This is a genomic window from Staphylococcus sp. IVB6214, assembly GCF_025558585.1.
In the GTDB taxonomy this organism is placed as follows: domain Bacteria; phylum Bacillota; class Bacilli; order Staphylococcales; family Staphylococcaceae; genus Staphylococcus.
Genome location: NZ_CP094723.1, coordinates 429,704 through 456,640, shown reverse-complemented (window position 1 = coordinate 456,640; position 26,937 = coordinate 429,704). Strand labels below are relative to the sequence as shown.

Sequence of the window (26,937 nt, the reverse complement as noted above, 5' to 3'; positions counted from 1 at the left end):
CTTGTGATGTCTGAAGGACGTTCAAAAGAAGACTTACAAGATATTACATTACTCGGTAACCAAAACAACACTTACAACTTTGACTATCGCCCGGATGTACTCGAGTCATTCGATAATAAACATCAAGGGCGAGATTACTTTGTCAAATTTAATTGCCCAGAATTTACATCACTTTGCCCGATTACTGGACAACCTGATTTTGCGACAATCTATATTTCATACATCCCAAATGTTAAAATGGTTGAATCAAAGTCACTGAAACTTTACTTGTTCAGTTTCCGTAATCATGGAGACTTTCATGAAGATTGTATGAATATCATTATGAATGATCTCATCGACTTAATGGACCCGCACTATATTGAAGTATGGGGTAAGTTCACACCACGTGGTGGTATTTCAATCGATCCATATACAAATTATGGGCGCCCAAATAGTAAATATGAACAAATGGCTGAATATCGTATGATGAATCACGATCTCTATCCAGAGACGATTGATAACCGATAAGTTCAGCCTTCCATACGTATTTAAGTGATGATTGCTGCATGATCAAACAGTAATCATCACTTTTATTAATAATTTGTAACAACAAATCTGACATATTATTTTTTCAGAATTTTCTTGTTAAAAACAGTTAATAGGTATAAAATAGTATTTATTCTCACGAAAGGAAAGGGGAATTATTATGAGCAAACATTACACGAGAGAGGAAATCCTTAATAGTACACCGCGTACAGGTTTCTTCGGACATCCAAAAGGACTAAGCACCCTGTTCTTCACAGAGTTTTGGGAGAGATTTAGTTATTATGGTATGAAGGCCATTTTAGCTTATTACATTTATTACTCTGTCGCAAAAGGTGGCTTTGGTATCGATCAAGGTGTCGCTCTTCAAATCGTATCAATGTATGGGGCGTTAATCTATATGAGTGGTGTTATCGGCGGTTGGATTGCAGACCGTATTATCGGTACACGACATGCGCTGTTCTACGGTGGTATTTTAATTATGGTGGGGCATATTTTATTATCACTACCGAATAACTTTACACTCTTATTAATCGCATTACTTTTCTTGATTATTGGTACAGGTTTATTAAAACCAAATATTTCTTCAACAGTCGGCTTATTGTACGAAAAGAACGACCCACGTATGGATTCAGCTTTTACAATTTTTTACATGTCAATCAACTTAGGTGCATTAATTTCACCATTAATCATCGGTTGGACACAAATTAATGTTGGTTTCCATGCCGGATTCTCAATTGCAGCTGTCGGAATGTTCTTTGGACTACTTACATATTTCTTAACGAACAAAAAGTATTTAGGTTTAGCAGGGTTAGAAGTACCTGACCCATTGACTAAAGAAGAACGCGCAAAATTCATCAAAATTTTAAGCATCATTGCCATTGTTGTCGTTATTGTATGTGTGACTCTTGGTATGTTAGGTCAACTTACAATCGCCAACTTCGCTAACTTTGTTACATTCTTAGGTGTTGGTTTACCACTGTTCTATTTCGTAAAAATGCTTACAAGCAAGAAAACAGCAGACTATGAACGTAAACGTGTCTATGCATACATTCCACTGTTCATCGCATCTGTGGCATTCTGGATGATTCAAGAACAAGGTTCAACCGTATTAGCACAATTTGCGGATACAAAAACGCAACTTGACTTAGCAAAAGTAACAGGTGGTTTAATTGACTTCCACATTCCACCAGCATGGTTCCAATCATTGAATCCATTGTTCATTGTCGCTTTTGCACCTTTATTCTCAATATTATGGGTAAAACTTGGCCGCTTTAATCCACCAACTGTTATTAAATTTGCAATCGGTGTATTGTTAGCAGGTGTTTCATACTTAATCATGGTTATTCCATTGTCTGCAGGTGTAGAATTAATCAACCCATTCTGGTTAGTAGCAAGCTTCTTAATTGTAACATTAGGTGAGCTATGCTTATCACCAATCGGTTTATCAACAACAACAAAATTAGCACCTGAAGCTTTTACAGCACAGATGATGAGTGTTTGGTTCTTATCTAATGCTATGGCACAAGGTATTAACGCACAGATGGTGACAGTTTATACAGCGATTAGCTCAAATCAATACTTCCTATATTCAGGCAGTATTGCCCTTGCAATCGGTGTGTTACTATTCGTCGCATCACCATTCATTAAAAACTTAATGCAAGGTGTTAAATAATTAATATATGATAAAAGAAGGAGTTGAGACATAGTGCTCAGCTCCTTCTTTTAAGATGTAGAAATAAGTGTAATGGCAGTAGGTGTCTGAAGTGAAAATCCGTTTTCACAAACTTTGGGAGCACTACGACAAAATCATCATAAATATTTATAATGATTTTGTCGTAGTGCCCCTGCAAAGATGATTAGATGTGTGACAAGTTTATTAAGTAAATGTAGTCACATATCAATCAGCTACTGCAAAACTTCTAGTCACCCTTGCCGAGGTGGGACGACGAAATCTTTTATAGTAAAAAAGATTTCTGCCCCACTCCCTTCTTTATATTTTTTTGTCTTCTCAAACTAACAGCCACCCTTCCTAGATAATGGAATAGGTGGCTATCTATACGTTTATTTCAAAAAGTATGCTTCTACTTCACGCCAATTTTCAAGGCGTTCGAAATCGGTATTCCCCTGATTGTGTGGGGCACCAAACATCAACGGCTTCCCTTTAAAAATACTGAGTTGTTTTGGATTATCATCTATTAGATAATCAGTAGCTGCAATATTTTTACGTCCACAGAACACGAAATGTTGTGGATCTAAAAATGGGAAAAATTCGCGTAGCCATTCATACTTATCGTGGAATGAAGTCGGTACATCCATCGCTGCTGTCACGATATATACATCGTATTTTTCAGTCAACTTCTCTACAACTTCTTGGGCGTCTTTGATGACAGGTAAACGACCGAAGAAACCGTCTGCTTCTAATATCTCACGAATCACTTTCTTATGTTCTGGCATAATATCATATATCTTCTTACCCATAATTTGTTCGATTGTGATGCCGAGTTGTGTACGTTCATTGAATTCATCTAAAATTGCACCGAACGTATCTGCCAAAACTTCATCCATATCAATTCCGATTGACTCTCTCATGCTATCGCTCCTTGTGACTGTCGTAACTCTGTCTTTATTATAGCAAAATGCGCTCTCTACGTCCTTTGGGATAGCCCTTAAAATTCAGAAAGCACTTGTCGAATCACCTCATTTTGTTCAGGGAATCCAAACGTAATACGCACACCATTTGGAAAGGCACGTGCAATGATACCAGCTTTCAACAATGCTTCGTCTAACTCAGCCACACGATCGGTTTCTACAAAGATAAAGTTTGTTTGTGTTGGGTATAATTTCAAGGTTGTATTCAGTTTTACAAACTTTTCACGTTCTATTTGATTCAAGGCGACTGTTTCTTTTAAATATGCTTGATCTTTGAAGGCAGCAAGTGCCGCTTGTTCAGATAATCGTGTAGTGTTGAACGGTGGACGAATAACATTAAGCTGCTCTGCTAAAGGCGTCGCTGCAACAATATATCCAATACGCAGTCCTGCTAAGCCATATGCTTTAGAAAATGTGCGTAACATCGCAATGTTGTTATACTTCTTCATAAACTCAATCGTATCTGGATAGTCATCTGCTGTCACATACTCCGCATAAGCTTCATCAAACAAAATGGTCACATGAGATGGTACTTTTTGGATAAATGCTTCAATCGCTTCTGCATTGTGATACGTTCCTGTTGGGTTATTCGGATTACAAATCCACACAAGCGCTGTCTCTTCATCAACGACATCCGCAATTGCATCTAAGTCAAATGCCCCATCTCGTAATGGCACTTGAACAAAATTCGCATCTTCAACAACTGCATTATGGAAGTATTGACCGAACGTCCCTTCACTTGTGACTACCTTGTCTCCTGAACGAATCACAGTTCGAGAGATGATGACAATCATTTCATCTAAACCCGAACCAAACACAACTTGTTCTGGTGCAACATCATAATGTGCCGCAATCGCTTCTTGTAAGAGTGGTGCATTGGGTTCTGGATATAAAAATAAGTCATCCACATGCGCTTTGACTGCCTCTTTCGCTTTTGGTGATGGCCCATAGACATTCTCATTTGAAGCGAGTTTATGTAATTCACCCGTAATTCCTAATTTTTTCTTCAAAGCCTCTGGTGATAAGCCCGGCGTGTATGCACGTAACTGTGATATTTGTGACTTCATAATCAAGACCTCCATTTTATCTGAAAATTTAAAATATGTTAATTATTATAACGATTAAAAGTCGAAATATCTAGTGTCGATTATATATATCATCAAAAAACGTAGCAGAATTTCAAAATAGATTCTGCTACGTTCTGAATTTAATCAATTAAATGTTGTTTTTTCAAATAAGCTTTTGCAACATCATAAGGGCGCTCCCCTTTTTCAGCAACACGATAATTCATGTCTTGCATTTCTTCATCTGTAATTTTACCATCAAGTTCATTTAATGCAGAAGCCACTTCAGGATGTTCATCAAGAAATGCTTGTTTAAATAACGGCGCTCCTTGATAAGGAGGGAAGACTTGCTGATCGTCTTCTAAGACTACCATATCATACTGTTTTAATTCTGCATCCGTTGAGTAAGCATCAATCAAGTTAATGTCACCTTTTTCTACGGCTTGATATCGTAACTTCGGTTCCATCGTTTTTACTTGATTAAAGTTCAAATCATAGGCTTTCTGCACTTTAGGGTAGCCGTCTTCACGGTCATTAAATTCTAATGTAAAGCCTGGTTTAATTTCATTTTCAACCCGCTTCAAATCACTGATTGTTTTCAAGTCATGTTCTTCAGCAAATGATTTTTTCACTGCTAAAGCATACGTATTGTTATATTTCATAGGTTTGAGTAAAGTCATATCATGCTTCGACTCTAAGCTTGTTTTCGCTTGATTATAGACTTCCATCTCGTCATTTGATTTCGGTGATTCTTTTGTCAACTCACCTAATACAGTACCAGTAAATTCTAGGTAACCATCAATTTCATCTGCATTTAACGCATTAAATAAGAATGTTGTTTTTCCCATGCCATCTTTAACATCAACTGTATAATCCGTTTTTTCTTCAATCAACAATTTATACATATTCGTAATAATTGACGGCTCTGTTCCTAACTTTCCTGCAATGGTAATCTTATCATCTTTTTGTGCAAACATCGGTGCTAATGACACACTTAACATCACGACAAGTATTGCTGCAAGTGTAATCATCATTCGACGATAAGAGACTTGACTCAGCACACGTAAAATAATGTCAAATGCAATCGCTAATAATGCAGCTGGAATGGCACCTATTAAGATGAGTGATGTATTGTTACGGTCAATACCAAGCAAGATTAAGTCACCTAATCCACCCGCACCGATAAGTGCAGCTAACGTTGCCGTTCCGATGATTAAGACCATCGCTGTACGCACACCAGCCATAATGACAGGCATCGCAAGTGGGAGTTCAACACGTAGTAACCGACGTGCTGGCTTCATACCAATTCCCTTCGCTGCTTCTATAAGAGATGCATCTACACCGACAATCCCAGTATACGTATTGCGAAGAATTGGCAATAACGCATAGATCACTAATGCAATCACTGCTGGTACGGTACCAATCCCAAACAATGGAATCATTAAGCCGAGCAAGGCCAGTGATGGAATCGTCTGAAGAACTGCCGCTACATTGATAATTGGCTCAGATAACTTTGGCGTCTTCGTCAATAAAATACCGAGTGGTACGCCAATAAGCACAGCGATTAATAACGCAATAAATGACAGTTCAATATGCTCAAGCAATGCTCCGAACAGTTCACCTTTACGTTCGGACAGTGTTGTAATAAATGTATTCATCGTGCGTCACCTACCTTGTTCTGAGATAGGAAACGGAAAATATCCTCTCTCGTGAGACGCCAATACTGACCGTCCATCTCAATCATTATCGCTTCATGTGTCGCTAATTCACGATAAACATCACTCACTGCATCGCCACGATGGACGAGTGGTAGGTTGTCTTCATTTCCTGCGACTGGTGTACCTGCCAATTCGACAATCTTGCCAATAGAGAAGTGATTTAGTACGACACTTGTGAGATTTCCAATAAATTGACGCACAAACTCATTTTTCGGTGCTTTGACAAATTCATTCGGCGTACCAATTTGTTCTACACGCCCTTGATTCAATAAGCATATACGATCACCAAGTTTGAACGCTTCTTCAATATCATGCGTCACAAAAACGATCGTTTTTTTTATTTTACTTTGTAATGCCAATAAGTCATCTTGAAGTTTTTCTCTCGTAATGGGATCTAACGCGCTAAACGGTTCATCCATAAGAATCACAGGTGGATCGACTGCCAAAGCACGCACAACACCTACACGTTGACGTTGTCCGCCTGACAATTCACTTGGCATACGATCTCGAAACTGCTCGGGTGGTAACCCAACCATATCTAACAGCTCATCAACTCGTGCATCAATATCCTGTTTGTGCCATTGTTTCATCAATGGTACTTGTGCGATATTATCACGAATTGTCATATGTGGGAAAAGCGCAATTTGTTGTAGCACATAACCCATGTCCCAACGCATCTCATATACTGAGTAGTCACTGATCGGTTTTCCTTTGAAGTAAATATAGCCTTCAGATAAGTCAATTAAGCGATTAATCATCTTCATCGTTGTCGTCTTGCCCGAACCAGAAGGACCGATGAGCACGAAAAATTCGCCTTCTTTCACTTCTATATTGACGCGATCAACCACTGTTTTGTTACCATATCTTTTTGATACATTTTCAAACTTTATCATCGTCTCACTTCTTTGTCTTTTTTTAATTACTCAAACATATCATACCCACATCATTAAATCTTACCCATATTTAAACATATTTTTTCAAAGTTTTATTCTTATTTGCTTGTTTTTTGCAAAAAGAAACACTGGTAATTACAGAAAACTTTTCTGATTACCAGTATACTTCGTCTCTACTATATATAATTGTCATACTTTATACGTTTGTATCGCTTCCAAAAAAACTGGACAATAATGCTTCAGCTTGTAACTTCCCACACCTTCTATATGAATCATTTCTTGTTTGGAAGTAGGCTTTCTTTTCGCAAATTCTTCTAAAGTATAATCTGTAAAAATATTGATAGGTGGTACATTCAGCTTTTCGCTTAATTGCTGACGTACTGCCATTAGTTGTTCTAGAAGTTTACGGTCCACACCTTCTACCGTATTAATCTTCACAATTTCTTTTGATTTTCGGCGGAATGGTGATGTATAGACGCGCGTCTCATTCTTTAATATTTTTTTGACACTATCATCGCACATTAAAACATCATCTTGCGCATTCAAAAAACCTTTGAATCGCATTTCATCTATCAAATGATGTAACTCACCAGTGGTATAATCTTTCATAATGCCGTATGTCGACAAATCCGCAAATCTTTGGTGTTGAATATAATCCGATTGTTCACCACGTAAAACTTGTATGACCGTTTGGTGTGTTTCTTGTTGATTTAAACGTGCCACACCACTGATAATCATCTTAGCTTCTTTTGTCATATCATATGTTTTATTTTTGGCGATACAATTGCTACAATGACCACACTCTTCAAGACGTTCATTCGGCTCAAAGTAATGTACGAGCGTTGCTTCTAAGCATTGTTTTGTCTTAGTGTATTGAATCATTTTCGTCAGTTTTTCACCCATCTTATCTTGGTAGTCTTCATCCGCCTTAGATGATGTGATGAAATACTCATGCAGCCCGATATCACGCTCACTAAATAATAAGATACAATCACTTTCTAAACCATCTCGTCCCGCACGACCGGCCTCTTGATAGTAAGATTCCAAATCTCCTGGCATATTGTAATGAATGACGAAGCGGACATTTGACTTGTCGATTCCCATACCAAATGCATTTGTCGCCACAACCACGCGTGTTCGATCGTACAAGAAATCATTCTGTGCCGCTTCTCGCTCTTTCGCTGTACGTCCTGCATGATAATAAGTTGCAGAAATACCCGCATCTTCTAATGCATTGTACAATGTTTCAACTTGTTTTCGAGTGGCACAATACACAATGCCAGCATTTTGTTCATGTTGCTTAATATAGCGAATCACAAACTTTTCTCGCTGATAAGTTGGATTCACTTCAAATATAAGGTTGCGCCGTTTAATACTCGTTTTCACCACATGATTCGGATGAATATGTAGACGTTGCATAATATCCTGCTGCACTTCAGTTGTAGCCGTTGCTGTCAATGCCACAATTGCAAATTGTTGTGGTAAGGCAAGGACTGTATCAATCACCGCTTGATAGCTTGGGCGAAAGTCATGTCCCCACTTGGAAATACAATGCGCTTCATCAAATGCAACGAGTGCGATAGAAAGACGACGTAATAAAGCGACAAAACGTGGTTGTTCCAAACGTTCTGGAGCGACATATAAAAACTTAATCACTCCAGCTCGTAACTGTGCTTCAATCTCTTGTTGTTCCTTCATACTTTGACTACTATTCAAGTAGGCTGCAGAAACGCCCATTGTTTTAAGTTGATCCACTTGATCTTTCATCAATGAGATCAACGGGCTAATCACCAATGTCGTACCAGATTGTTTAAGCCCTGGTACTTGATAGCAAAGAGATTTACCGCCACCAGTTGGTAAAACACCTAATGTATGTTGTCCATCCAAAACATAAGAAATAATCTCTCTCTGCCCTGGTCTAAACTTCTGGTATCCGAAATAATGCGATAATACCTCTTCCATGTAGATCCCTCTTACTGTTCCATAATTTCTTCTAATTCGCTCCAACGCGCAATATCTGCTTCATATTGCGTTTCCAATGTTACTTTTTCTTCATTTAATGTATGAATCTTCGTATAATCTGCCTGCGCTGCAATCATCTCTTCATCAATCTCTGCTAAACGTATTTCTGCTTCATCGATTCTCGTCATTAACAGTTCATATTCACGTTTCTCTTTATAAGATAAACCACGTTTTTTAGGTTTTTTAACTGGTGTATCAACTGGCTTTTCTTGTACTTCAACAGCTGTTTCTTGTTCTTTTTTGTATGCTAAGTAGTCTTCAAAACGTCCAAGTATCATATCTACTTGACCATCATGAATATACCAATAATAGTCAACAACTTTATCCAAAAAGTAGCGGTCATGACTGACGGTAATCACTGTGCCACCAAAGGTCTGAATATAATCTTCTAATATCGTCAATGTCTCAGTATCCAAATCATTCGTCGGTTCATCTAACAACAACACATTCGGCTGATGCACGAGCAAGCGCAGTAAATACAGTCGCTTTTGTTCGCCGCCCGACAACTTATAGACCTTCTTGCCATGTGTTTGTGTTGGAAATAAAAATTGCTCTAACAACTGAGTGACAGAAATGGTCGTACCATCTTTTTGTTTTGCCACTTCCTGTTCTTCACGTAAAAAGTCAATCATACGAACATCTTGGTTTAAGCGTTCATCCGTTTGCTTAAAATAAGCAACCTTGACCGTTTGTCCTACTTTTAACACACCATCGAAGTCAGTATCTTCCCCCGCTAGAATATTGAGCAGCGTTGTTTTACCTGCTCCGTTTTCTCCAACGATACCGATTTGTACCCCTTTTTGAATAATTGTTGTTAGACCATCAAAAAGCTTACGCCCATTAATTGACTTGCCAACTTGATCCAATTCAAACACTTGTTTTCCTAGTCTTGAATGCGCCAAATTCAATGAGCCTTTTTCTTGTGTATGATGTGACTTCACCTGTTCTTCCAGCTCTTTGAAACGGTCTTGGCGGGCTTGTTGTTTCGTTGTTCGTGCTTTAACACCTGCACGCATCCACGCCAATTCTTGTTTGAATAACGCACGCTGTTTTGTTTGTTGTTTAACCATTACCGCTTCTTGTTCTGCACGCATCTCTATATACGTCTCATAATTACCTGGATACGAAGACAGTTTACCATTTTGTAACTCAACGATGCGGGTAGATACTTCGTTTAAGAAATAACGATAATGTGTCACAAATACAACCGTTTTCGGATACGACTTTACAAAGTTAATCAGCCAATGGATTGATTCGAAGTCCAAATGGTTAGTCGGCTCATCTAACAACAGTAAGTCAGGTTGTTCAATAAGGGTTCTCGCTAGAACCACACGCTTTTGTTGTCCACCTGATAGTTCGCCGATACGCTTCGTCGTATCATGTATACCTAACTTTGATAAAATGGTCTTAATTTCCGCACTATAATCCCATGCTGCTAACATATCCATGTCCGATTGTGCTGCCATCATTTCATCTAACGCTTTGTCTGTTTGTTGTTCAGCATATTGTACAGTTGCCAACTCATATCGCTTAATCGCTTTTAGCGTCTCAGTATCAGCACTATAAACCACATCGTACACAGTCATTTCTTCATCTAAATAATGCTGTTGAGATGCATAGCGAATGCGATACTGTTTTGGATGTGTCGCTTCCCCATCAAAGTCTTCATCCATGCCGGCAATCACTTTTAGTAAAGAACTCTTTCCCGTCCCATTGATGCCTACTAAACCGACACGTTCTTTATCAGAAACTGCAAATTCTAAGTCGTCAAATATCACTTTGTCAGCAAATGATTTATTTAAATGCTCAATTTTATACGCCGCCATCCAACATACTTCCTTTTACCTTATAGATTTGCTCCAATATATCTGTTAATCTTAAATCAGTTCTATCTATTATACCTTTTTTTCTATTCAAATGATACAAGGAGACAAGGAGACAATCGCTATGTTGAATTACATTGCCGACAGCCCACCGTTTATTCAGGCACTTGTTGCTGGACTTATCACTTGGTTATTAACTGCACTAGGGGCTGCTACGGTATTTTTATTTAAAACCGTCAACCAGAAAATACTTAGTTCTATGCAAGGATTTGCAGCAGGTATTATGATTGCAGCCAGTTTCTGGTCATTATTACAACCCGCTATCGAAAGCAGCTCGGATAGTACATATCCATGGCTACCTGCTGCAATCGGCTTTTTACTCGGCGGTGTGTTTATCCGTTCATTAGATTACGTTATTCCCCACATGCACCGCAATGCGCAAGACCGCTCACAAAAAGTAGAAGGTGTCGAAACAGGGCTCAGTAAGAATACATTACTTTTTCTAGCAATTACACTGCATAATATCCCTGAAGGGCTTGCCATCGGCGTTGCTTTTGGTGGCGTCGCAACAGGCAACGAACATGCAACGTTACTCGGTGCACTTGGACTTGCCATCGGAATTGGGATTCAAAACATTCCAGAAGGTGCTGCACTCTCACTTCCAATGCATGCTGCAGGACAGTCGAAATGGAAATCTTTTAACTATGGACAAGGATCTGCACTTGTCGAGCCTGTCTTTGCTACCATTGGTGCAGCAGCCGTGTTAATCGTCACACCTATGTTACCGTATGCGCTCGCATTTGCGGCAGGTGCCATGATATTCGTTGTTGTTGAAGAACTTATTCCCGATTCACAATCAGGGGAAAATACCGACCTTGCCACTTTAAGTTTGATGCTCGGTTTTACGATTATGATGATATTAGACGTTGCCTTAGGATAAGAAAATTATCAAAAAAGCGACTAGCCATACACATGATTAATGTGTAAAGCCAGTCGCTTTTTATCGTTCTATTTTTCAGCTTTAGATCCTGCTTCATATTTATATTTCGTTGGGTCTACTTTGTTAAAATCAGGATTTTTGTAGAATCGGAATAAGTCACCATTCAAAATCTTGTCCGAAACTTCAAGATCTGATTGAACTTGTTGTTTCACTTCTTCCAAGTTCGACGGTGGTGTCGTCATCGGTTCATTATCTTTGTTATGATACACTTTACCATTCACATACTTGTAATCTTTCGTTACAAAGTCACCGTTACGGAATGGTACGACCTCTTGATGATCTTTCGATAACATATCTGTTCCTAACATCAAGTAGTTTGACGTATCGATACCGAGTAAGTGAAGTAATGTTGGCATGACATCAATCTGTCCTGCATATGTTTCATCTACTTTCGGCTCAACACCTGGTGCTTTAATCCAAAAGCCTGTTTTGTTCAAGTCATTGAACTTTGCCGGTGTAATCGGCTCTTCTAGCAACTCACTCATCGCTTTGTTGTGATTTTCTGAAATACCATAGTGGTCACCGTAAAGGATAATCACTGAATCTTCATATAAACCACGTTCTTTCAAATCATTGATGAATGCTTCAACCGATTCATCTAGGTAACGTGCTGTTTGGATGTAACCATCCACCGTATTGTTACCCGTATCACTCTTTTCAATCGTTGCATCTTCTTCACTCAACGTGAATGGATAGTGGTTCGTTAAAGTTACTAAGTGTGAATAAAACGGCTCTTTTTCTTTGTCGAGATATTCTGCTGACTCCTTAAAGAATTCCTTATCTTTCAAACCTAAGTTTTCTAAATTCTCTGGTGACATATCATAATACGTTGCATCATAAAACTTATCGATACCGAAGTGACGATACACTTGATCACGGTTCCAGAATGTTTTGTAGTCACCGTGCATCACGTTCGTTGTATAATCTTGTTGCTGATGCAAGATAGCTGGTAATGATTGGAATGTGTTATCGCCTTTTAATGAAAAGGCTGATCCTTGTGGAAGACCATATAAACTGTTATCCATCGTAAACTCAGCATCCGAAGTCTTCCCTTGACCTGTTTGGTGGTAGAAGTTTGGATAATATCTAAAGTCATCTTGTCCTGAAGATAACTTATTCAAAAACGGTGTCACTTCTTCACCATTTACTTTTTTATTGATTAAAAATGTTTGGAAACTCTCCAAATGAATTTTAATAACATTTTTTCCTTTGGCTTTACCATAATAGGCTGGGTTCGGCTCTGTATTTTTTTGTTTAGAGTAATTCAATACTTCTGTCAAATCATCTTCAGAAGCAAGCGCTTTTTGTTGATTATTTTCAATTGTTTTGACACCGTCATATACTGTGAAGTTGTACGGTCCCAAATATTTTACTAAATATTTATGGTCAAATGTACGTGTTAATAACTCCGGACGGTCTGCTTCTGCAAATGCCAAGTTTAAGAAGAACAAAGCAATCGCAGTCCCCATAACAACTGGCACAAACTTTTTTTGGAAGACTTGTTTGTCTAACCACTTCTGTTTAAACGCCAATATAAATAAATACACAAACGTATCTATGAAGTAGACAAAGTCATACCATTGGAAAGATGCACTAAGCGCACCACCCATTGAATCGACATTGTTCACTTGGTTCAGCGTACTAAACGTAATAAAGTCTGAGAAAAAGCGGAAGTAAACAACATTGGCATATAAGACAAATGTAATAAGGAAGCCACCAATGAACATCAACCAGAATGCCTTTCTACCTTTGAATAGTAGAAACACACTCAATATCAATGCAACCAAGCTATATGGATTCATTAGAAGTATTAAGTTTTGTACGAGTCCCTTAACACCGAGTGACAAGTCTACATAATAGGCAAAATATGTTTTCAGTGAGATGGTCAAAACCATCAATAAGAAAAACATAAAAATTCCTATTTTTTTATTTCCTTTTTCCATGTATGTTCCCCCGTTAATGATACATCTCTTCTCTTTATTTAGAGTGACCTCCATGACAAGACGTCTGTTCAATATAAAAACACAACATGTCTCATGGATTTAAAACTTTAAATTAATCTATTTGTAATCATTTTGTAATATTCAATATAAGTTCAGTATAACAATATATACGAATAAGTGACAAATTTCAAGCAAAAACCAAAAGATCACTTGGAATACTTACATAAAGTCGCTCATATCTATCATTATATAAAATCATCTTATTTTTGTATTCAGACTCCAGTTGTAGAAAACGACACATTCATTATACTTAAATTCCGCTCAATCCCTAAGCGCTTCTTTCACAACCTCGTTCTGTCAGTGTTCCAGAAGCAGGGCTTTCGACAGAACGTCGCAATTCCCCAAAATAAAAAAGCTATTTTGAGAATTGCTTGGGTTCTGCTCAACCCCTAAACGCTTCTTTCACAACCTCGTTCTACCTATACATTTCTTCGTTCATGTGATATGTAATCCCTGCAAAGAGATGGCGACACCATTTGTGATACTTCAACAAATTCTGTTCTGCTTGTGCAATATCAATCAGTTGAAACTTCACTTTCGAACCTTGACGTTTTTGTGCAATTTTTGATAAATGATATGTCGCAATCGTGCCCACTTGTGGATAACTTCCTAACGTATAATGATCATTCAACAATATCACTGGTGCCCCTTCTTTTTTTACCTGTATCGTTCCTCTTTTTACTGAACGATGCGGTGGCATCCCATCGTAATGCGCTTTAATAGGTGTGCCATCTAATACAATTCCCATACGATTTGCTTTACTTGTTACAGAATACTCATGCTGCGTAAATGCACGCAGGCTTTCAGCGTCAAAGTCTTCTGTCCCTTTGTTCGGCAACACGTGGATGACGTCAGACAGATAGTTGAATGATAGCGTATAACCATCTACTCCCCATGAAGTCGTACCTGTTTCTTTGAGTCGCTCGAATAGTTTTCGTTGTCCTTGATGATAGTTACGCTTCAAATTCACTTTATCACCCGCCTTCAAAGCACGACCTTGATAACCACCCATTGTAGAAATAACATCAGTAGACACAGAACCTAACCACGAATCGAGTTCATAACCACCTGCAACAGCTAGGTAGACACGAGCGCCTCTATGCAATTCGTTAAAACGGAGTACATCCCCTTTATTCATTAAATATAGTTTGTTCATTTTTATTTGTCTGTCATCGGTATGTGCAACCGCAATTGCACCTGACATCGCGATTAAAGTCGGCTCTGTAAAACGGATGCGAGCCATACGATTGGTCATTTCTAATGTTGCTTCTTTCGGATTGTTACCAACAAGACGATTGGCAATTTCATGCGCAACAATGTCCAGCGCACCACTGCGAATCACTCCTAAATGTTCATGACCTTGTCGCCCGAAATCTTGAAAGCTTGAAAATAATCCGCTGTCTTCAATAATTAATGTCATCACATGTCACGCCCTTTTTGTAGCACATCGAATTTTACGTGGTCCCCTAATGAAATAAGCGCAAAATCTTTCTTCATTGGATCAAATAGTTGTAATGGCGTCCACCCTATCACAAGCCAGTCTTCATATGTATCCGTTGTCGTAATCCCACATTTATTATTTTCTAAAATCACAGACCCAGCGGGAATAAATCGCTTTTCCGGTGCTGTGTGATTAACGATAATGTGCTTATCTCCACCTGATAAATACGGAAATCCCGGTGAATAGCCCATCATTGATACGAAATAGTCACTCATTGTATGGTGTTGAATAAACGTTTCTTCCGATATCCCTAACTCCGTTAAAATATGATTCAAATGCGGACCATATTCGCCGCCATAATACATTGGTACTTTGACACAACGACGTTGCTTTTTCCATTTTTCTTCTGAGAGGTCAATTTGTGCAATCAAGTTTTTCATATATAAAAATGGCGATGCGATATCCATCTGTTCCATCATCATATGCGCATCGTAAGAGATCAACATGTCCGTTTCTGTTGGCACAATCTCTGTGATGAATGGTTCATTCTGTTCAATTAAATAATGTCTTAATACGAGCAAACGCTGTGTCGCAGTGGGTGTCACCTGATCGCGTAAAGACACGACAATCGCTTGGTCTCCTTGACTATAAACTTTCATTCGTTCCACCTCGTTTACGTTTCATTATAAAACAGTTTTAATAATGTCGTCATTTGATCTATGATTGTACCTACAAAATAATAAATCACAATCGCCTGCAATAGAATAACAATTATCATACATAAAAATGCATAACCTTTGTGTTGATTTCGCACACAACGCATACAAATTTTTTGTCCTAACCACATCAACAAAAGAAATACAATTAAATAACCTATTATTATCATTATTATTCACTCAACCTTATCGAAATTGTACAGGCATCCATTCTCTCAAACTATTAATCATCCATATATTTTCCTGTGCTACCATAGCTGCTTTTAACGATTCCACAGTCAAATCTGCTTCGATAACTTCACCGTGATCTAACAATGCTTGTCTCATACAACCACATAAAAAGTCGTTCTCATAGCGCGGTGTCAGTTGTTCACCTTGATTAGATATTACCAAATTGCCAATATCAAACTCTAACAGTTTTCCTTCTGCATTATGGAACAAAACAATATCCGTCTGATGACGGTGCTGCAAATGTGAGCGTTCAGACGTTTTGTTCGTTCGTTGCCAACAGGGTGTTTCTTCATCTATTTCTCTCAGACAAGCAGTTAAAAATGGTTTGTCTGTCAGCGCCCCTATTTCAGTTGCGAGTTTTCCTTCAGCTGATAAGATGACCTTCAAACGATATATATGTTCGGTATAAGTATTTTTTACATCCGTAAGTCGTTGCGCCCAATCGTGTTGAGAGAACGGCAATCCCAACTGTTCTGCTGAACGTGTCATACGTTGAAGATGATATGTTTCACGTGGAATCTTACCTGCCTCTAACCGCATAGTCTCAAATAATTGCATAACTATATCCCCTTTAAAATCCTTGTCTTATCTTGAAACTCTTTGTACTCCTGTTCAGGATTTGAATCAATTGTGATACCCGCACCGACACCATAGATGAAACGATCCCCTAGTTGTTGAACTGTTCGTATTGGGACATTGAATACCGCATTCCCTTCCGGACGTAGTAATCCAATTGTGCCGCAATAACTATGTCGTGGTGTTGTCTCTAATCGATGAATGATTGACATCGTATTTACCTTAGGCGCACCGGTAATGGATCCACATGGGAAAAGTGCCGCTAATAGTTTGTTTAATGACGTATCATGAGTGATTGTTCCCATTACCATCGTTGTCATTTGGTAAACCGTCGGATATGCTTCAATCGCACACAACGGGCCAACACGAACCGTTCCTTGTTGCGCAATCCGAGCTATATCGTTACGCAACAGATCAACAATCATAATATTCTCAGCTCGATCTTTCATTGACCGCTCCAACACTTCACAGTTCTCTTGATCTTCTTGCGGTGTTGTACCACGTGGCATTGTCCCCTTCATCGGTTTACTCATCACCGTTCGTTCTGATTGACCGAATAACCCAACCTGAAAGAACAGTTCAGGAGATATCGACGCAATTTTCAAATCATCTGTATCAATCAACGCTGTGTAATTACCGTTTGCCTGTTGTGTTAGTTGTGAATAAAGTGCGTGGATAGGCGTCGAAACACTTGCTTCAAGCCGTGTCGTATAGTTCACTTGATACGTCCAGCCATCAACAATTTCCTGTTGTATCGCTCGAATATTATCCGTAATTGTCTGTGGTGTTTCTGTAAAACGAAATGACGGATACTTCTTTTGTTCAAACATCTCTGTGTTAATAACTTCTTGTAGCGGTGATTCAAATGCATAACATAACGCATAGATACCATCTTCCGGCGTATATGTCTGAAAGTCAGCGTTATAATAAGCTGCTGCTTCATAAGGTAAATACAATGCAACGTAATAACCTGCTTGTTGTAAACGTTCCGCTTCTGCAACAACCTGTCCGACTTCTGAAATGTTGTGTGCAATGGATGAAACAACTGGGTTATGAAATGTATACCGGTACGTCTCTTTATTTTGTTCATCTGTGTAGTAAGTATAATTAAACTTCACAACCATTTATAGACCCTACCTTCTCAAGAAAGTTTCGTATCTGGCTATGTCCATGCTCTGACATAATTGACTCTGGATGATATTGAACAGCGTAAATCGGCAAGTCTTCATGTGCGACCGCCATAATCATTTGCTCTGTATTGGTAGCTGTCACGATGAGTGGCGCTTGTATAGTTGATGGATCCGCCATTAAAGAATGATAACGCATCACATTAAAAGCAGATGGCAGCCCTTTGAATAACTGCGAACCATCATGCGTAATTCGGGTCGTATGTCCGTGAACAGGATATGGCGCATGAACAATCTTGCCACCGTAGTAAGTGACAATCAATTGAAATCCTAAACACACGCCGAGTATCGGAACATGCTTTTCAAAATAGCGTAAAACATCTTGTAATATCGGGTAATCAGTTGGCGCACCGGGACCTGGCGAAATCACAATGGCTGTTGGATGATATGATGCAATCTTTTCAATAGATACATCATCCACATCAATGACTTCAATATGACTTTTACTTTCTGTCTTTAAATAATCCACAATATTATATGTAAATGAATCTTTGTTATCAATCATTATTATCATCAGTTTTGCCTCATTTATATTGAATTAACTCTATTATCACAAATGTCTCTATAATTGACAAAAATGAGTGTCATTATAGAAAAAGAATTGAATATGTTTTTCATGCTTCTTCAATAGTTGATTTCTCTTATTATATAGGTTACATTTAACAACGTAAAATATTCATTCAGAGGTTCCTAGCGTATACTCAACCCTCTATAAAAAACTAGACTTCTTTTTCCGTCTGTTTTTATGGAGACGGACTTTTTTTATGCTTTTTAGCACCAAAACTGTCCATCGTCCGACTCCGGCATGGGTGACTAGAAGTTTGTAAAAACGTATCTCCACTTCAGACACTTACTGCCATTACACTTATTTTTGTATCTTAAAAGGGAGAAACTAAGCATTATATCCCAGTCTCCTTTTTTAATTCGCTCGGAATGCTCTCAATCAAAAGGAGCGACATCAACATGTCAAATGCACTGAATCAAGAAAAAGCCCTCGTTGTTTTCAGCGGTGGTCAAGACAGTACGACTTGCCTTTTCTATGCTAAAAAACATTTCAAAGAAGTAGAACTTGTCACATTTGAATATGGACAACGTCATGCAAAAGAAATTGAAGTTGCCAAATCAATTGCCGAAGATCAAGGATTAAAACATCACATTTTAGATATGTCACTGTTGTCACAGCTTTCACCTAACGCTCTGACATCATCAGATATCGCCATTGATACTTCTGACGATATTCCAAACACATTCGTCCCAGCACGCAATCTACTCTTTTTATCATTTGCTGGTGCGTTGGCTTATCAAATCAATGCCAAACATATCATTACTGGCGTGTGCGAGACGGACTTCTCTGGTTACCCAGATTGTAGAGACCAATTTATTAAATCAATGAACGTCACAATGAGCTTAGCAATGGATCGAGATTTTGTCATTCATACGCCTTTAATGTGGTTAGACAAAAAGGACACTTGGGCACTAAGTGATGAACTGGGTGTATTAGACTACGTACGCAATCAGACTCTCACATGCTATAACGGTATCGTAGCTGATGGATGTGGCGCATGCCCTGCTTGCCTACTTCGACAACGTGGTTTAGACCAATATCTTAATGAAAAAGGAGGACGTCTATCATGATGCAACAAATTTATCCGAGTATCGATCACCCCTACACATTTGAATTAAATAAAGACTTTAACTTTTCAGCAGCACACTACATCCCTGCACCAGAAGCGGGCAAGTGTATGCGCACACATGGTCATACGTATTTCGTCAATCTAACAATCGGTGGTGATGCGCTTGACGACACAGGCTTTTTAATCAACTTCAGTCATCTGAAAGCACTCATTCATGATCAATTCGATCATTACTTGTTGAATGACTTACCTTTATTTGAAGGTAAAAGTCCTTCTACTGAAGTTGTTGCACAAACTATTTATGAAATTGTCGCAAACCATCTCGCTGAATTGCCACACGCACCTAAGTGTCTACAAGTATTTCTACGCGAGACACCATCAAGTTATGTTGTCTATCGTCCAAAACATATGAAGGGGCAAATGTAAATGACTGCGAAAATACCTGTACTCGAAATTTTCGGCCCAACAATTCAAGGAGAAGGCCAAGTCATCGGTCGCAAAACGATGTTCGTGCGAACGGCTGGATGTGACTTCCGATGTAGTTGGTGTGACTCTAAGTTTACATGGGATGGTTCAATGCGTGATGAGATTCAAATGCTGACAGCTGAAGAAATCTGGCAACGTTTAACCGACATTGGTGGTGATTGTTTTGATCACGTAACCATTTCAGGCGGGAACCCTGCACTTATTAAAAATCTGCAAGCTTTCGTCGATTTATGTGAAATGAAACATATCCAACTCGCTTTAGAAACACAGGGAACAAAGTTTCAACCATGGATGTCTCAAATACACGATTTGACTATCTCTCCAAAGCCACCCAGCTCAGGCATGGATCAAGATTTATCACAGCTGGACACTGTCATTGCACAATGTCAACCAACATCATTAAGTTTAAAAGTAGTAGTATTTGATGAAGCAGACCTAGCATTTGCACAAACAATACACGAACGTTATCCTGACATATCATTCTATCTTCAAGTTGGTAACCCTTATCTTGAAGACACCGTTGAACATCATACAGAAAGGCTGTTGAGTCGCTATGAATGGCTAATTCAACATGTCATGACCAATCCAGCATTGAATCGCGTTTACGTTTTACCTCAATTACACACATTGTTGTGGAGTAACCTTAAAGGAGTGTAAAATAGAAAGTAGCACGAGTTGTGAGAGAAGCGTCTAGGGATTGAACAGAACCAGAGCAGCGATCAAAATAGCTTTTTTATTTTGGAGAATTGCGACGTTCTGCCGAAAGCCCTGCTTCTCGAACACTGACACAACATTGGGACACCTTATACTGCTTTCTCAGAAAACAAATTTATTATGTCCCGTTCCCATCTGATTCCAACATATAGGAGTGATACAATGCGACGCAGAGAACGTTCTGATGTTTATCCAAGAGTCGAAAAAGTTTTAGAAGATGGTACGATTATCGCTTATGACAAACGCAATCAACTGAATACTGATCTCAATATTCATACTTTAACCGATCAGCAACAATACGATATTTTTGGCGGCATTCTAATTAAAAACACTGCGCAACAGCCACACACACATACTCAAGATTATGAATATTTACGTCAAAAAGATATAGAACTTCAAAAGACAAACCGTAAAAATAAGTGGTTGCTCGTTATCATGGTCATCTCACTCTTCGTCATCGCACTGTTTTTATTTAATTCATGTACAAATGATACGGATCATACGATGAATCCAGAAGAACAAAATCAAGTGACAAATGAAGAACTGTTACAACAAAAAGATAATGAATTACAACAGCAAATTAAAGACACACAAGACAGCATTGCTTCCAATGATGCAGAATCTCAAAGTAAAATCGATCAATTGAAACAACAAATTCAAGAACTACGAGATGACATCGATAGCAAAAAAGCAGATCAAGTTGCCAATCAATATGACGATACAGTCGATAACTTACAAAATGCTGAAGATGAACGACAAAGTGGTAATCTAGAAAAGATGCAAGAACAACTCAACCGCGTTAATACTAAACTCGATGAAATCACACAAAAAATTAGTGATTGGTTTAATAATTAGCATAAAAGATGAAGTTTCCCGTTCGAGAAACTTCATCTTTTTTTGTACGCTATTGCATCTATATGTTCAAAATTATTACCAGTTATCTCCACTTTTTACATGCCAACTTATATTTACATTGTTATAATATAGAAATGAAATGTAATGAGTTAGGAGAATAACATGGCCGCTTTTGTCATTATAAATAGTATCGTTGTAATTGCTATACTCGTTTTTGACTTATATCGACACCGATTTCAGTCATTACACTTTAGTAGTGTCTTGCTTGCTATTACAATAAATGGTTTTATTAATTTAATTTTACTGGGTAAACTTAGTTTTATATCTATATTTACTGTACTAATGTATTGTATCTGGACGATTTTACAATATTATTTAAACCATTACTATCACCCTTTTGTTATGACACAACAAAAGTTTTTGACAGGGATACTAACGATTATGATAAGTATCTCCCTTGTTGTGGTAGATCAAACAGCTGATCAGTCGTTCTATATGTCTGTCCCATATCTTGCACCTGCTATTTTTGCATTTGGTGCGATTCTGTTGTTTTCAAGCACTTTCAATTCAGCTTGGTTCCACCAATTATATCGCCGTCTCAAAATTAAACAACCACTTTGGATAGGAACACTGCTCATACTTATCGCAATGATTGTCATCGTTGCACTAACACCTTTTTGGTATATATTTATCTTGCTATACGGTGGGTTCGCCTTCATCTTATACGCAGAAAAATTATTTATTTTATAATTTAATGATTAAATCTATGACAACCGGGTATATCAGTATTATCACAAAGATTTAAATACAAAGGAGGCTATTATAATGGGCTTTATTGTCATGTTAATAGTTGGTGGTCTCATTGGTTGGGCTGCCGGAGCAATTTTAGGTAAAGATATCCCAGGTGGGATTTTAGGTAATATTATCGCTGGTTTACTCGGTTCTTGGGTAGGCGGCATGTTCCTAGGCGCATGGGGACCATCATTCGGTGGCATCTATGTATTCCCAGCATTGATCGGCTCAATTATCTTTATCGCAGTTGTGTCACTTATCTTAGGTGCACTTCGCGGTAAAAAATAAGTGATAACGTAGTAAAAAACGGTTTGCAATTGCAAACCGTTTTTTTATTGACGTAAACTTTTGATAATTTGGGAGGCTACCATTTGTAATTCTGTTTCTGCATCACCTGTTTTAATCGAAAAAATTTGCGTTTGTAATATATACATGAACAGTGGTGCGATAATTGTTCGTATACGATCTACTTTTGTAAGACTTCTATCTAGCTTCGCGTCACTTTCTAAAACGCTATTAATATGATGAAATAAGTTTGGCATTAACTTTTTAGAGTTGGTTATCAATGCTTCTCTTAACTTAGGTGAAATCATCGCTTCTTGAAAGATAATTTTGAGAAAATCTCCATTTGCTGAAAAGAAAGCATACCGATCTGTAACGATGAAATGAATTAAGCTTTCCAAGTCTTGATGTTGAGTCAAATCTTTGATAAATGTCTTGCCTACAATCTCTTTTAAAGGCTCAAGTAGTCCCATCAATAATTCTTCTTTCGTACTAAAATATTTAAAGATTGTTGCTTGACTGATTCCGGCTTCTTTCGCAATTTGGGCTGTCGATGTCGCATGATATCCTTGCTCTGAAAAAAGTTTGATTGCTGCTAACATGGCTTTTCTTTGTCCAGGTGGCATAGACGCACTTTCTAATTGTTCTTTAAATGTTGGAAATTGATTTGTATTCATATGCTCATTATACCTTACGATAACGTTTTAAAACAATGATATTCAATGCTGTCAAAACAATTAAGAAGAGCATTAAAATACCTAAATCACCTATAATTTCATTCCATCCATTACCCCAAAGAATAATTTGTGACAAGGCATGTCCTGAATACGATAACGGCAATATTTTTCCAATGACTTGAACCCAATTCGCCATATTTTCTAAAGGAATCAACCCTGAGAAAAACAGCTGTGGCATTACAACTAATGGGATAAATTGCATCATTTGGAATTCTGACTTAGCAAGTGTTGACATCAAAATTCCAAATGCCAATGCAACCATTGCAAGTACAAAATTAACCAATACAACATAAGCAATACTTCCAACCACTTCAATTTTCAATAAATTAATCGTTGCAATAACAATAACTAATGTCTGGATAATCGCTAAAAATCCATAACTGAGCATATAGCCAAATACGATATCCGCTCGGCGTACCGGCGTTGCTAGTAAGCGATCTAAAGTTCCAGATGTTCGCTCCTTCAACAATGCCATTCCCGAAATTAAAAAGACAAAGAAGAAGACCATAAAGCCCATCAATACTGGAATCATCTTAATGAAAAATCCAGAATCTTCATCACCGTAATCATAATATTCGTCTAAAGAAATAGACGGTTTTTGTAACTGATCTGATGCTTTCGGATTTGGACTTGCTTTTACAAGTGCCTGTACATTTTTTGTCATCTCTTTTACTTGTGAAGATGTCACTGCTTGTTTAAACACTTGCTTACTCATCGCAGTTTTGGAAGCATCTCTATTAGCATAAATAATGCTAAAGTTTTCATTATCATCTGTTGATACAATCGCATCCACTTTTTCTTTGCTAAGTGCTTTTTCAGCTGCATCAATACGTTCATAATTTTTAGCTGACACATGTTTGACATCATCCATTGTGGATACGATGTTTTGGTCAACACCCACTACCGCCATGTTCACTTCTGTTGTATTGTTTGCTGTGAACATGACATTCATGAGCCACATAATAAAAATGGGCGCAACAAACATTAATGCAAGTGTGCGTTTATCTCGAATTAATTCTTTAAATACTTTTTTAGCAATCGCAAATGCTCTCATGTTATTGCCCTCCTTCTGCTTTCAAAAATGCTTCTTCAACAGTGTTTACTTGATACAGTTCCTTTAATTGTGCGGGTGTATCAAATGCAATGACGTCACCACGTAATAACAATGCAACTTTATCTGTCAATTCCGCTTCATCCATAACATGTGTTGTAATCAAAATGCCGCAACCTTCTTGACGTAATGCATCTAACTCTCGCCATATCTTTTTTCTTAAAGACGGGTCTATACCAACGGTCGGTTCATCTAAAATCAATAATCTCGGTTTTCCTAGCAAAGCGATCGCTAAGGATAATCGACGTTTCATCCCTCCAGAATAACTTCCCACTCTTTTATTCAACTGGTCTGTTAATTCTACAACTTCTGAAACATGTTGAATTTGTTGCTTCAGATCTTCTTTGTTAATTCCTTTCATTTGACCGAAAAATAATAAATTTTCTTTCGCTGACAATGCTTCGTAGAGTGCATCCGACTGTGCCATATAGCCAATGTCTGCAAGTATTTTTCTGTTAGGCATCGATATATCTAATACAAATGCTTCGCCACCATCTGCCTTTTCCATGCCTAAAACTGTTTTAATTAACGTTGATTTACCAGAACCTGATGGACCAATCAGTCCAATAATCTCACCACCTACTACATCAAGTGAGACACCATTCAATACAACCTGAGAATCGAATGATTTCTTTAAGTGATTGATTTCAATCATCTTTTCCATTATTATCACCTCATTTTATTCGAGTGAGTACTCACTCACCTATTAGCTACTTGTATTATAGTGAGTACTCACTCACTTGTCAATGCTTTTAAAACTGAAAAAATAAAAAGCGATGTTTCTTCTTTTTACGTCTAATTTTATACAAAGTATATTTAATGATAATAGTGCATTACGACTTCTATACATCATGCGGTTTTAACAAGTACGAGTGAGCATGACTATACTTACAGCAATCACCTGCAAATACTAATTGCTAAGTTCAATCTATTTCAGAAGTAGAAAAAGTCTCCAGCACAATGGTGCATTATATGGTGACACAAAATCTCTAAATAAAAATTTTACAGGGAGATCGTATTTTTTGCTAAGTTTTTAAAGCATCAATTATCATTTAAGTATTCTTGAACGATTTACATTTTAAATTCAAATTTATCATATCTACTCATAAAAAATACACCCCATAAAGTTAGATTTTTAATCCAACTTTTGGGATGCACATCACAAACGAGGTTGTGAAAGAAGCGGTTAGGGGTTGAGCAGAACCCAAGCAATTCTCAAAATAGCTTTTTTATTTTGGGGAATTGCGACGTTCTGTCGAAAGCCCTGCTTCTTGAACACTGACATCACGAGGTTGTGAAAGAAGCGCTTAGGGGTTGAGCAGAACCCAAGCAATTCTCAAAATCGGTTTCTTATTTTTCAAAGTTGCGAATTTCCGACAAAAGCTCTGTTTTAGAGATACCATATATTAGTTTCCCGGAACATAAATGTAATATGTCTCAGCCTCTTCAATATTATTTAGAAATACTATGTTGTTTCTCTTCCATATGATTCGTATATGAGGCGTCATATGAATCTTTAGAAGGTCGGTCAACATTTGCAGCACGAACAATATAGTTTGGTCGTTGTTTTACCTCATAATAAATACGTCCGATATATTCACCAATTACTCCGATAGAAATCAGCTGGATACCACCCATAAGCAAGATTGCAGCAATCATTGTGACATATCCAGGTACAGAGACGCCATGTAAAAGCGTATCAATCAACAGATAGATAATATACAGAAGACTAACACCAAAAACCGATACACCTAAGTATATCATCATGCGGAGCGGCTTATTGTTAAAGGAGATTAGTCCATCAATAGCATAGTTAAGCAAGCTTCTAAATGACCATTTAGATTCACCTGCTTCTCGCATCACGTTGTCATAACTGATAATTTTTGTACTATAACCAATCCATGCAAAAAGACCTTTTGAAAAACGATTATACTCACGCATACTAACGAGAGAACGTACTGCACGTTGACTCAACAGACGAAAGTCTCCAATACCATCTACCAATTCAATATCTTCAACCCAGTGATTTATCATCTTATAATACAAGCGTGTCATCCACTTGCGACTTGCTGTTTCACCGTCACGATTGCGCTTTGCAACTACTTGATCATAACCGTCAGCGTATGCTTTGATCATATCGGGAATCATTTCTGGGGGATGTTGTAAATCTGCATCAATCATCACGACTGCATCACAATCGACACTATGTTCAAATCCTGCAATCATAGCAGCTTCTTTGCCAAAATTACGGCTAAAAGATATAAACTTCACAACGGGGGACTGTGTTGCTGCTTGTTGCAAAATATCGATTGTCGTATCTTTACTACCATCATCTACAAATAATAAGTCATATGTGTAACCTTGTTTTATCGCATCCTCATCTAAAATTTCCTGTAACTTATCGATCGTACGTTGTAAAACAGCTGTTTCATTATAACAAGGTACAATTACTCTTACTTTCACTTTCAGTACACCTAC

25 protein-coding genes are annotated in these 26,937 nt (G+C 37.9%); 9 read left to right on the top strand and 16 right to left on the bottom strand.

What is annotated here, in order from left to right:
- The first annotated feature begins 6 nt into the window (after positions 1–6).
- On the top strand, positions 7–507 hold the full coding sequence (queF, locus tag MUA51_RS02215; protein ID WP_262560259.1) for a preQ(1) synthase: 501 nt from the start codon (positions 7–9) through the stop codon (positions 505–507).
- A 178-nt stretch (positions 508–685) separates the two neighbouring features.
- Positions 686–2,197: a peptide MFS transporter gene (locus MUA51_RS02210; protein WP_262560258.1), complete on the top strand. Its 1,512-nt coding sequence runs from the start codon at positions 686–688 to the stop codon at positions 2,195–2,197.
- A gap of 389 nt (positions 2,198–2,586) precedes the next feature.
- Here the strand turns inward: MUA51_RS02210 and MUA51_RS02205 are convergent, their stop codons facing one another.
- The 6 genes from MUA51_RS02205 to MUA51_RS02180 form a co-directional block, all read right to left on the bottom strand.
- The gene (locus MUA51_RS02205; RefSeq protein ID WP_262560257.1) at positions 2,587–3,114 is read right to left on the bottom strand and encodes a 5' nucleotidase, NT5C type; all 528 of its coding nucleotides are present in this window, start codon (positions 3,112–3,114) and stop codon (positions 2,587–2,589) included.
- A 77-nt stretch (positions 3,115–3,191) separates the two neighbouring features.
- Complete coding sequence (gene hisC, locus MUA51_RS02200) at positions 3,192–4,241, bottom strand: histidinol-phosphate transaminase (RefSeq protein ID WP_262560256.1); 1,050 nt, start codon at positions 4,239–4,241, stop codon at positions 3,192–3,194.
- 140 nt (positions 4,242–4,381) lie between these two features.
- Entirely contained in the window at positions 4,382–5,896 is a 1,515-nt protein-coding gene (locus MUA51_RS02195) for an ABC transporter permease/substrate-binding protein (protein ID WP_262560255.1), read from the bottom strand.
- The gene (locus tag MUA51_RS02190) at positions 5,893–6,849 is read right to left on the bottom strand and encodes an ABC transporter ATP-binding protein (RefSeq protein ID WP_262560254.1); all 957 of its coding nucleotides are present in this window, start codon (positions 6,847–6,849) and stop codon (positions 5,893–5,895) included. The genes MUA51_RS02195 and MUA51_RS02190 overlap by 4 nt, the downstream gene beginning before the upstream one ends.
- A 189-nt stretch (positions 6,850–7,038) precedes the next feature.
- Positions 7,039–8,811 (bottom strand): DNA helicase RecQ, encoded by a 1,773-nt coding sequence (gene recQ, locus MUA51_RS02185; protein ID WP_262560253.1) that lies wholly within the window; start codon positions 8,809–8,811, stop codon positions 7,039–7,041.
- 11 nt (positions 8,812–8,822) lie between these two features.
- Positions 8,823–10,697 (bottom strand): ABC-F family ATP-binding cassette domain-containing protein, encoded by a 1,875-nt coding sequence (locus tag MUA51_RS02180; protein WP_262560252.1) that lies wholly within the window; start codon positions 10,695–10,697, stop codon positions 8,823–8,825.
- Between the two features lie 121 nt (positions 10,698–10,818).
- On the opposite strand from MUA51_RS02180, the gene MUA51_RS02175 reads away from it, so the two are divergent.
- Positions 10,819–11,634 (top strand): ZIP family metal transporter, encoded by an 816-nt coding sequence (locus MUA51_RS02175; RefSeq protein WP_262560251.1) that lies wholly within the window; start codon positions 10,819–10,821, stop codon positions 11,632–11,634.
- A 68-nt stretch (positions 11,635–11,702) separates the two neighbouring features.
- Here MUA51_RS02175 and ltaS read toward each other — a convergent pair whose 3' ends face one another.
- From ltaS to MUA51_RS02145, 6 genes are all read right to left on the bottom strand, one after another.
- Positions 11,703–13,637, bottom strand: a complete 1,935-nt coding sequence (gene ltaS / locus MUA51_RS02170; protein ID WP_262560250.1) for a polyglycerol-phosphate lipoteichoic acid synthase LtaS — start codon at positions 13,635–13,637, stop codon at positions 11,703–11,705.
- 475 nt (positions 13,638–14,112) lie between these two features.
- On the bottom strand, positions 14,113–15,117 hold the full coding sequence (locus MUA51_RS02165) for a 5-oxoprolinase subunit C family protein (RefSeq protein WP_262560249.1): 1,005 nt from the start codon (positions 15,115–15,117) through the stop codon (positions 14,113–14,115).
- Positions 15,117–15,797 (bottom strand): 5-oxoprolinase subunit B family protein, encoded by a 681-nt coding sequence (locus MUA51_RS02160; protein WP_262560248.1) that lies wholly within the window; start codon positions 15,795–15,797, stop codon positions 15,117–15,119. The genes MUA51_RS02165 and MUA51_RS02160 overlap by 1 nt, the downstream gene beginning before the upstream one ends.
- Before the next feature lie 243 nt (positions 15,798–16,040).
- The gene (locus tag MUA51_RS02155) at positions 16,041–16,643 is read right to left on the bottom strand and encodes an aminotransferase class IV (RefSeq protein ID WP_262560247.1); all 603 of its coding nucleotides are present in this window, start codon (positions 16,641–16,643) and stop codon (positions 16,041–16,043) included.
- A 2-nt stretch (positions 16,644–16,645) separates the two neighbouring features.
- Positions 16,646–17,785, bottom strand: a complete 1,140-nt coding sequence (gene pabB / locus MUA51_RS02150; protein WP_262560246.1) for an aminodeoxychorismate synthase component I — start codon at positions 17,783–17,785, stop codon at positions 16,646–16,648.
- Positions 17,769–18,362, bottom strand: a complete 594-nt coding sequence (locus MUA51_RS02145) for an anthranilate synthase component II (protein ID WP_262560245.1) — start codon at positions 18,360–18,362, stop codon at positions 17,769–17,771. Before MUA51_RS02145 ends, pabB begins: the two co-directional genes overlap by 17 nt.
- Before the next feature lie 449 nt (positions 18,363–18,811).
- Here MUA51_RS02145 and queC point away from each other — a divergent pair, with 449 nt between their 5' ends.
- From queC to MUA51_RS02115, 6 genes are all read left to right on the top strand, one after another.
- Positions 18,812–19,483: a 7-cyano-7-deazaguanine synthase QueC gene (gene queC, locus MUA51_RS02140; protein ID WP_262560244.1), complete on the top strand. Its 672-nt coding sequence runs from the start codon at positions 18,812–18,814 to the stop codon at positions 19,481–19,483.
- The gene (queD, locus tag MUA51_RS02135; RefSeq protein WP_262560243.1) at positions 19,480–19,908 is read left to right on the top strand and encodes a 6-carboxytetrahydropterin synthase QueD; all 429 of its coding nucleotides are present in this window, start codon (positions 19,480–19,482) and stop codon (positions 19,906–19,908) included. Before queC ends, queD begins: the two co-directional genes overlap by 4 nt.
- On the top strand, positions 19,909–20,625 hold the full coding sequence (gene queE / locus MUA51_RS02130; protein ID WP_262560242.1) for a 7-carboxy-7-deazaguanine synthase QueE: 717 nt from the start codon (positions 19,909–19,911) through the stop codon (positions 20,623–20,625). It begins immediately after the preceding gene.
- 219 nt (positions 20,626–20,844) lie between these two features.
- Positions 20,845–21,537 carry a hypothetical protein gene (locus tag MUA51_RS02125; protein WP_262560241.1) on the top strand — a complete coding sequence of 231 codons (693 nt, stop codon included), beginning with the start codon at positions 20,845–20,847 and terminating at the stop codon, positions 21,535–21,537.
- 441 nt (positions 21,538–21,978) lie between these two features.
- Entirely contained in the window at positions 21,979–22,287 is a 309-nt protein-coding gene (locus MUA51_RS02120) for a hypothetical protein (protein ID WP_262560240.1), read from the top strand.
- 72 nt (positions 22,288–22,359) lie between these two features.
- On the top strand, positions 22,360–22,617 hold the full coding sequence (locus MUA51_RS02115) for a GlsB/YeaQ/YmgE family stress response membrane protein (protein WP_095115509.1): 258 nt from the start codon (positions 22,360–22,362) through the stop codon (positions 22,615–22,617).
- 44 nt (positions 22,618–22,661) lie between these two features.
- Here MUA51_RS02115 and MUA51_RS02110 read toward each other — a convergent pair whose 3' ends face one another.
- From MUA51_RS02110 to MUA51_RS02095, 4 genes are all read right to left on the bottom strand, one after another.
- Complete coding sequence (locus MUA51_RS02110; protein ID WP_262560239.1) at positions 22,662–23,288, bottom strand: TetR/AcrR family transcriptional regulator; 627 nt, start codon at positions 23,286–23,288, stop codon at positions 22,662–22,664.
- 7 nt (positions 23,289–23,295) lie between these two features.
- A complete protein-coding gene (locus tag MUA51_RS02105) occupies positions 23,296–24,402 on the bottom strand; it encodes an ABC transporter permease (RefSeq protein ID WP_262560238.1) in 1,107 nt (368 codons plus the stop codon).
- A 1-nt stretch (position 24,403) separates the two neighbouring features.
- Positions 24,404–25,123: an ABC transporter ATP-binding protein gene (locus MUA51_RS02100; RefSeq protein ID WP_262560237.1), complete on the bottom strand. Its 720-nt coding sequence runs from the start codon at positions 25,121–25,123 to the stop codon at positions 24,404–24,406.
- A gap of 788 nt (positions 25,124–25,911) precedes the next feature.
- The gene (locus MUA51_RS02095; protein WP_262560236.1) at positions 25,912–26,922 is read right to left on the bottom strand and encodes a glycosyltransferase family 2 protein; all 1,011 of its coding nucleotides are present in this window, start codon (positions 26,920–26,922) and stop codon (positions 25,912–25,914) included.
- Positions 26,923–26,937 lie beyond the last annotated feature (15 nt).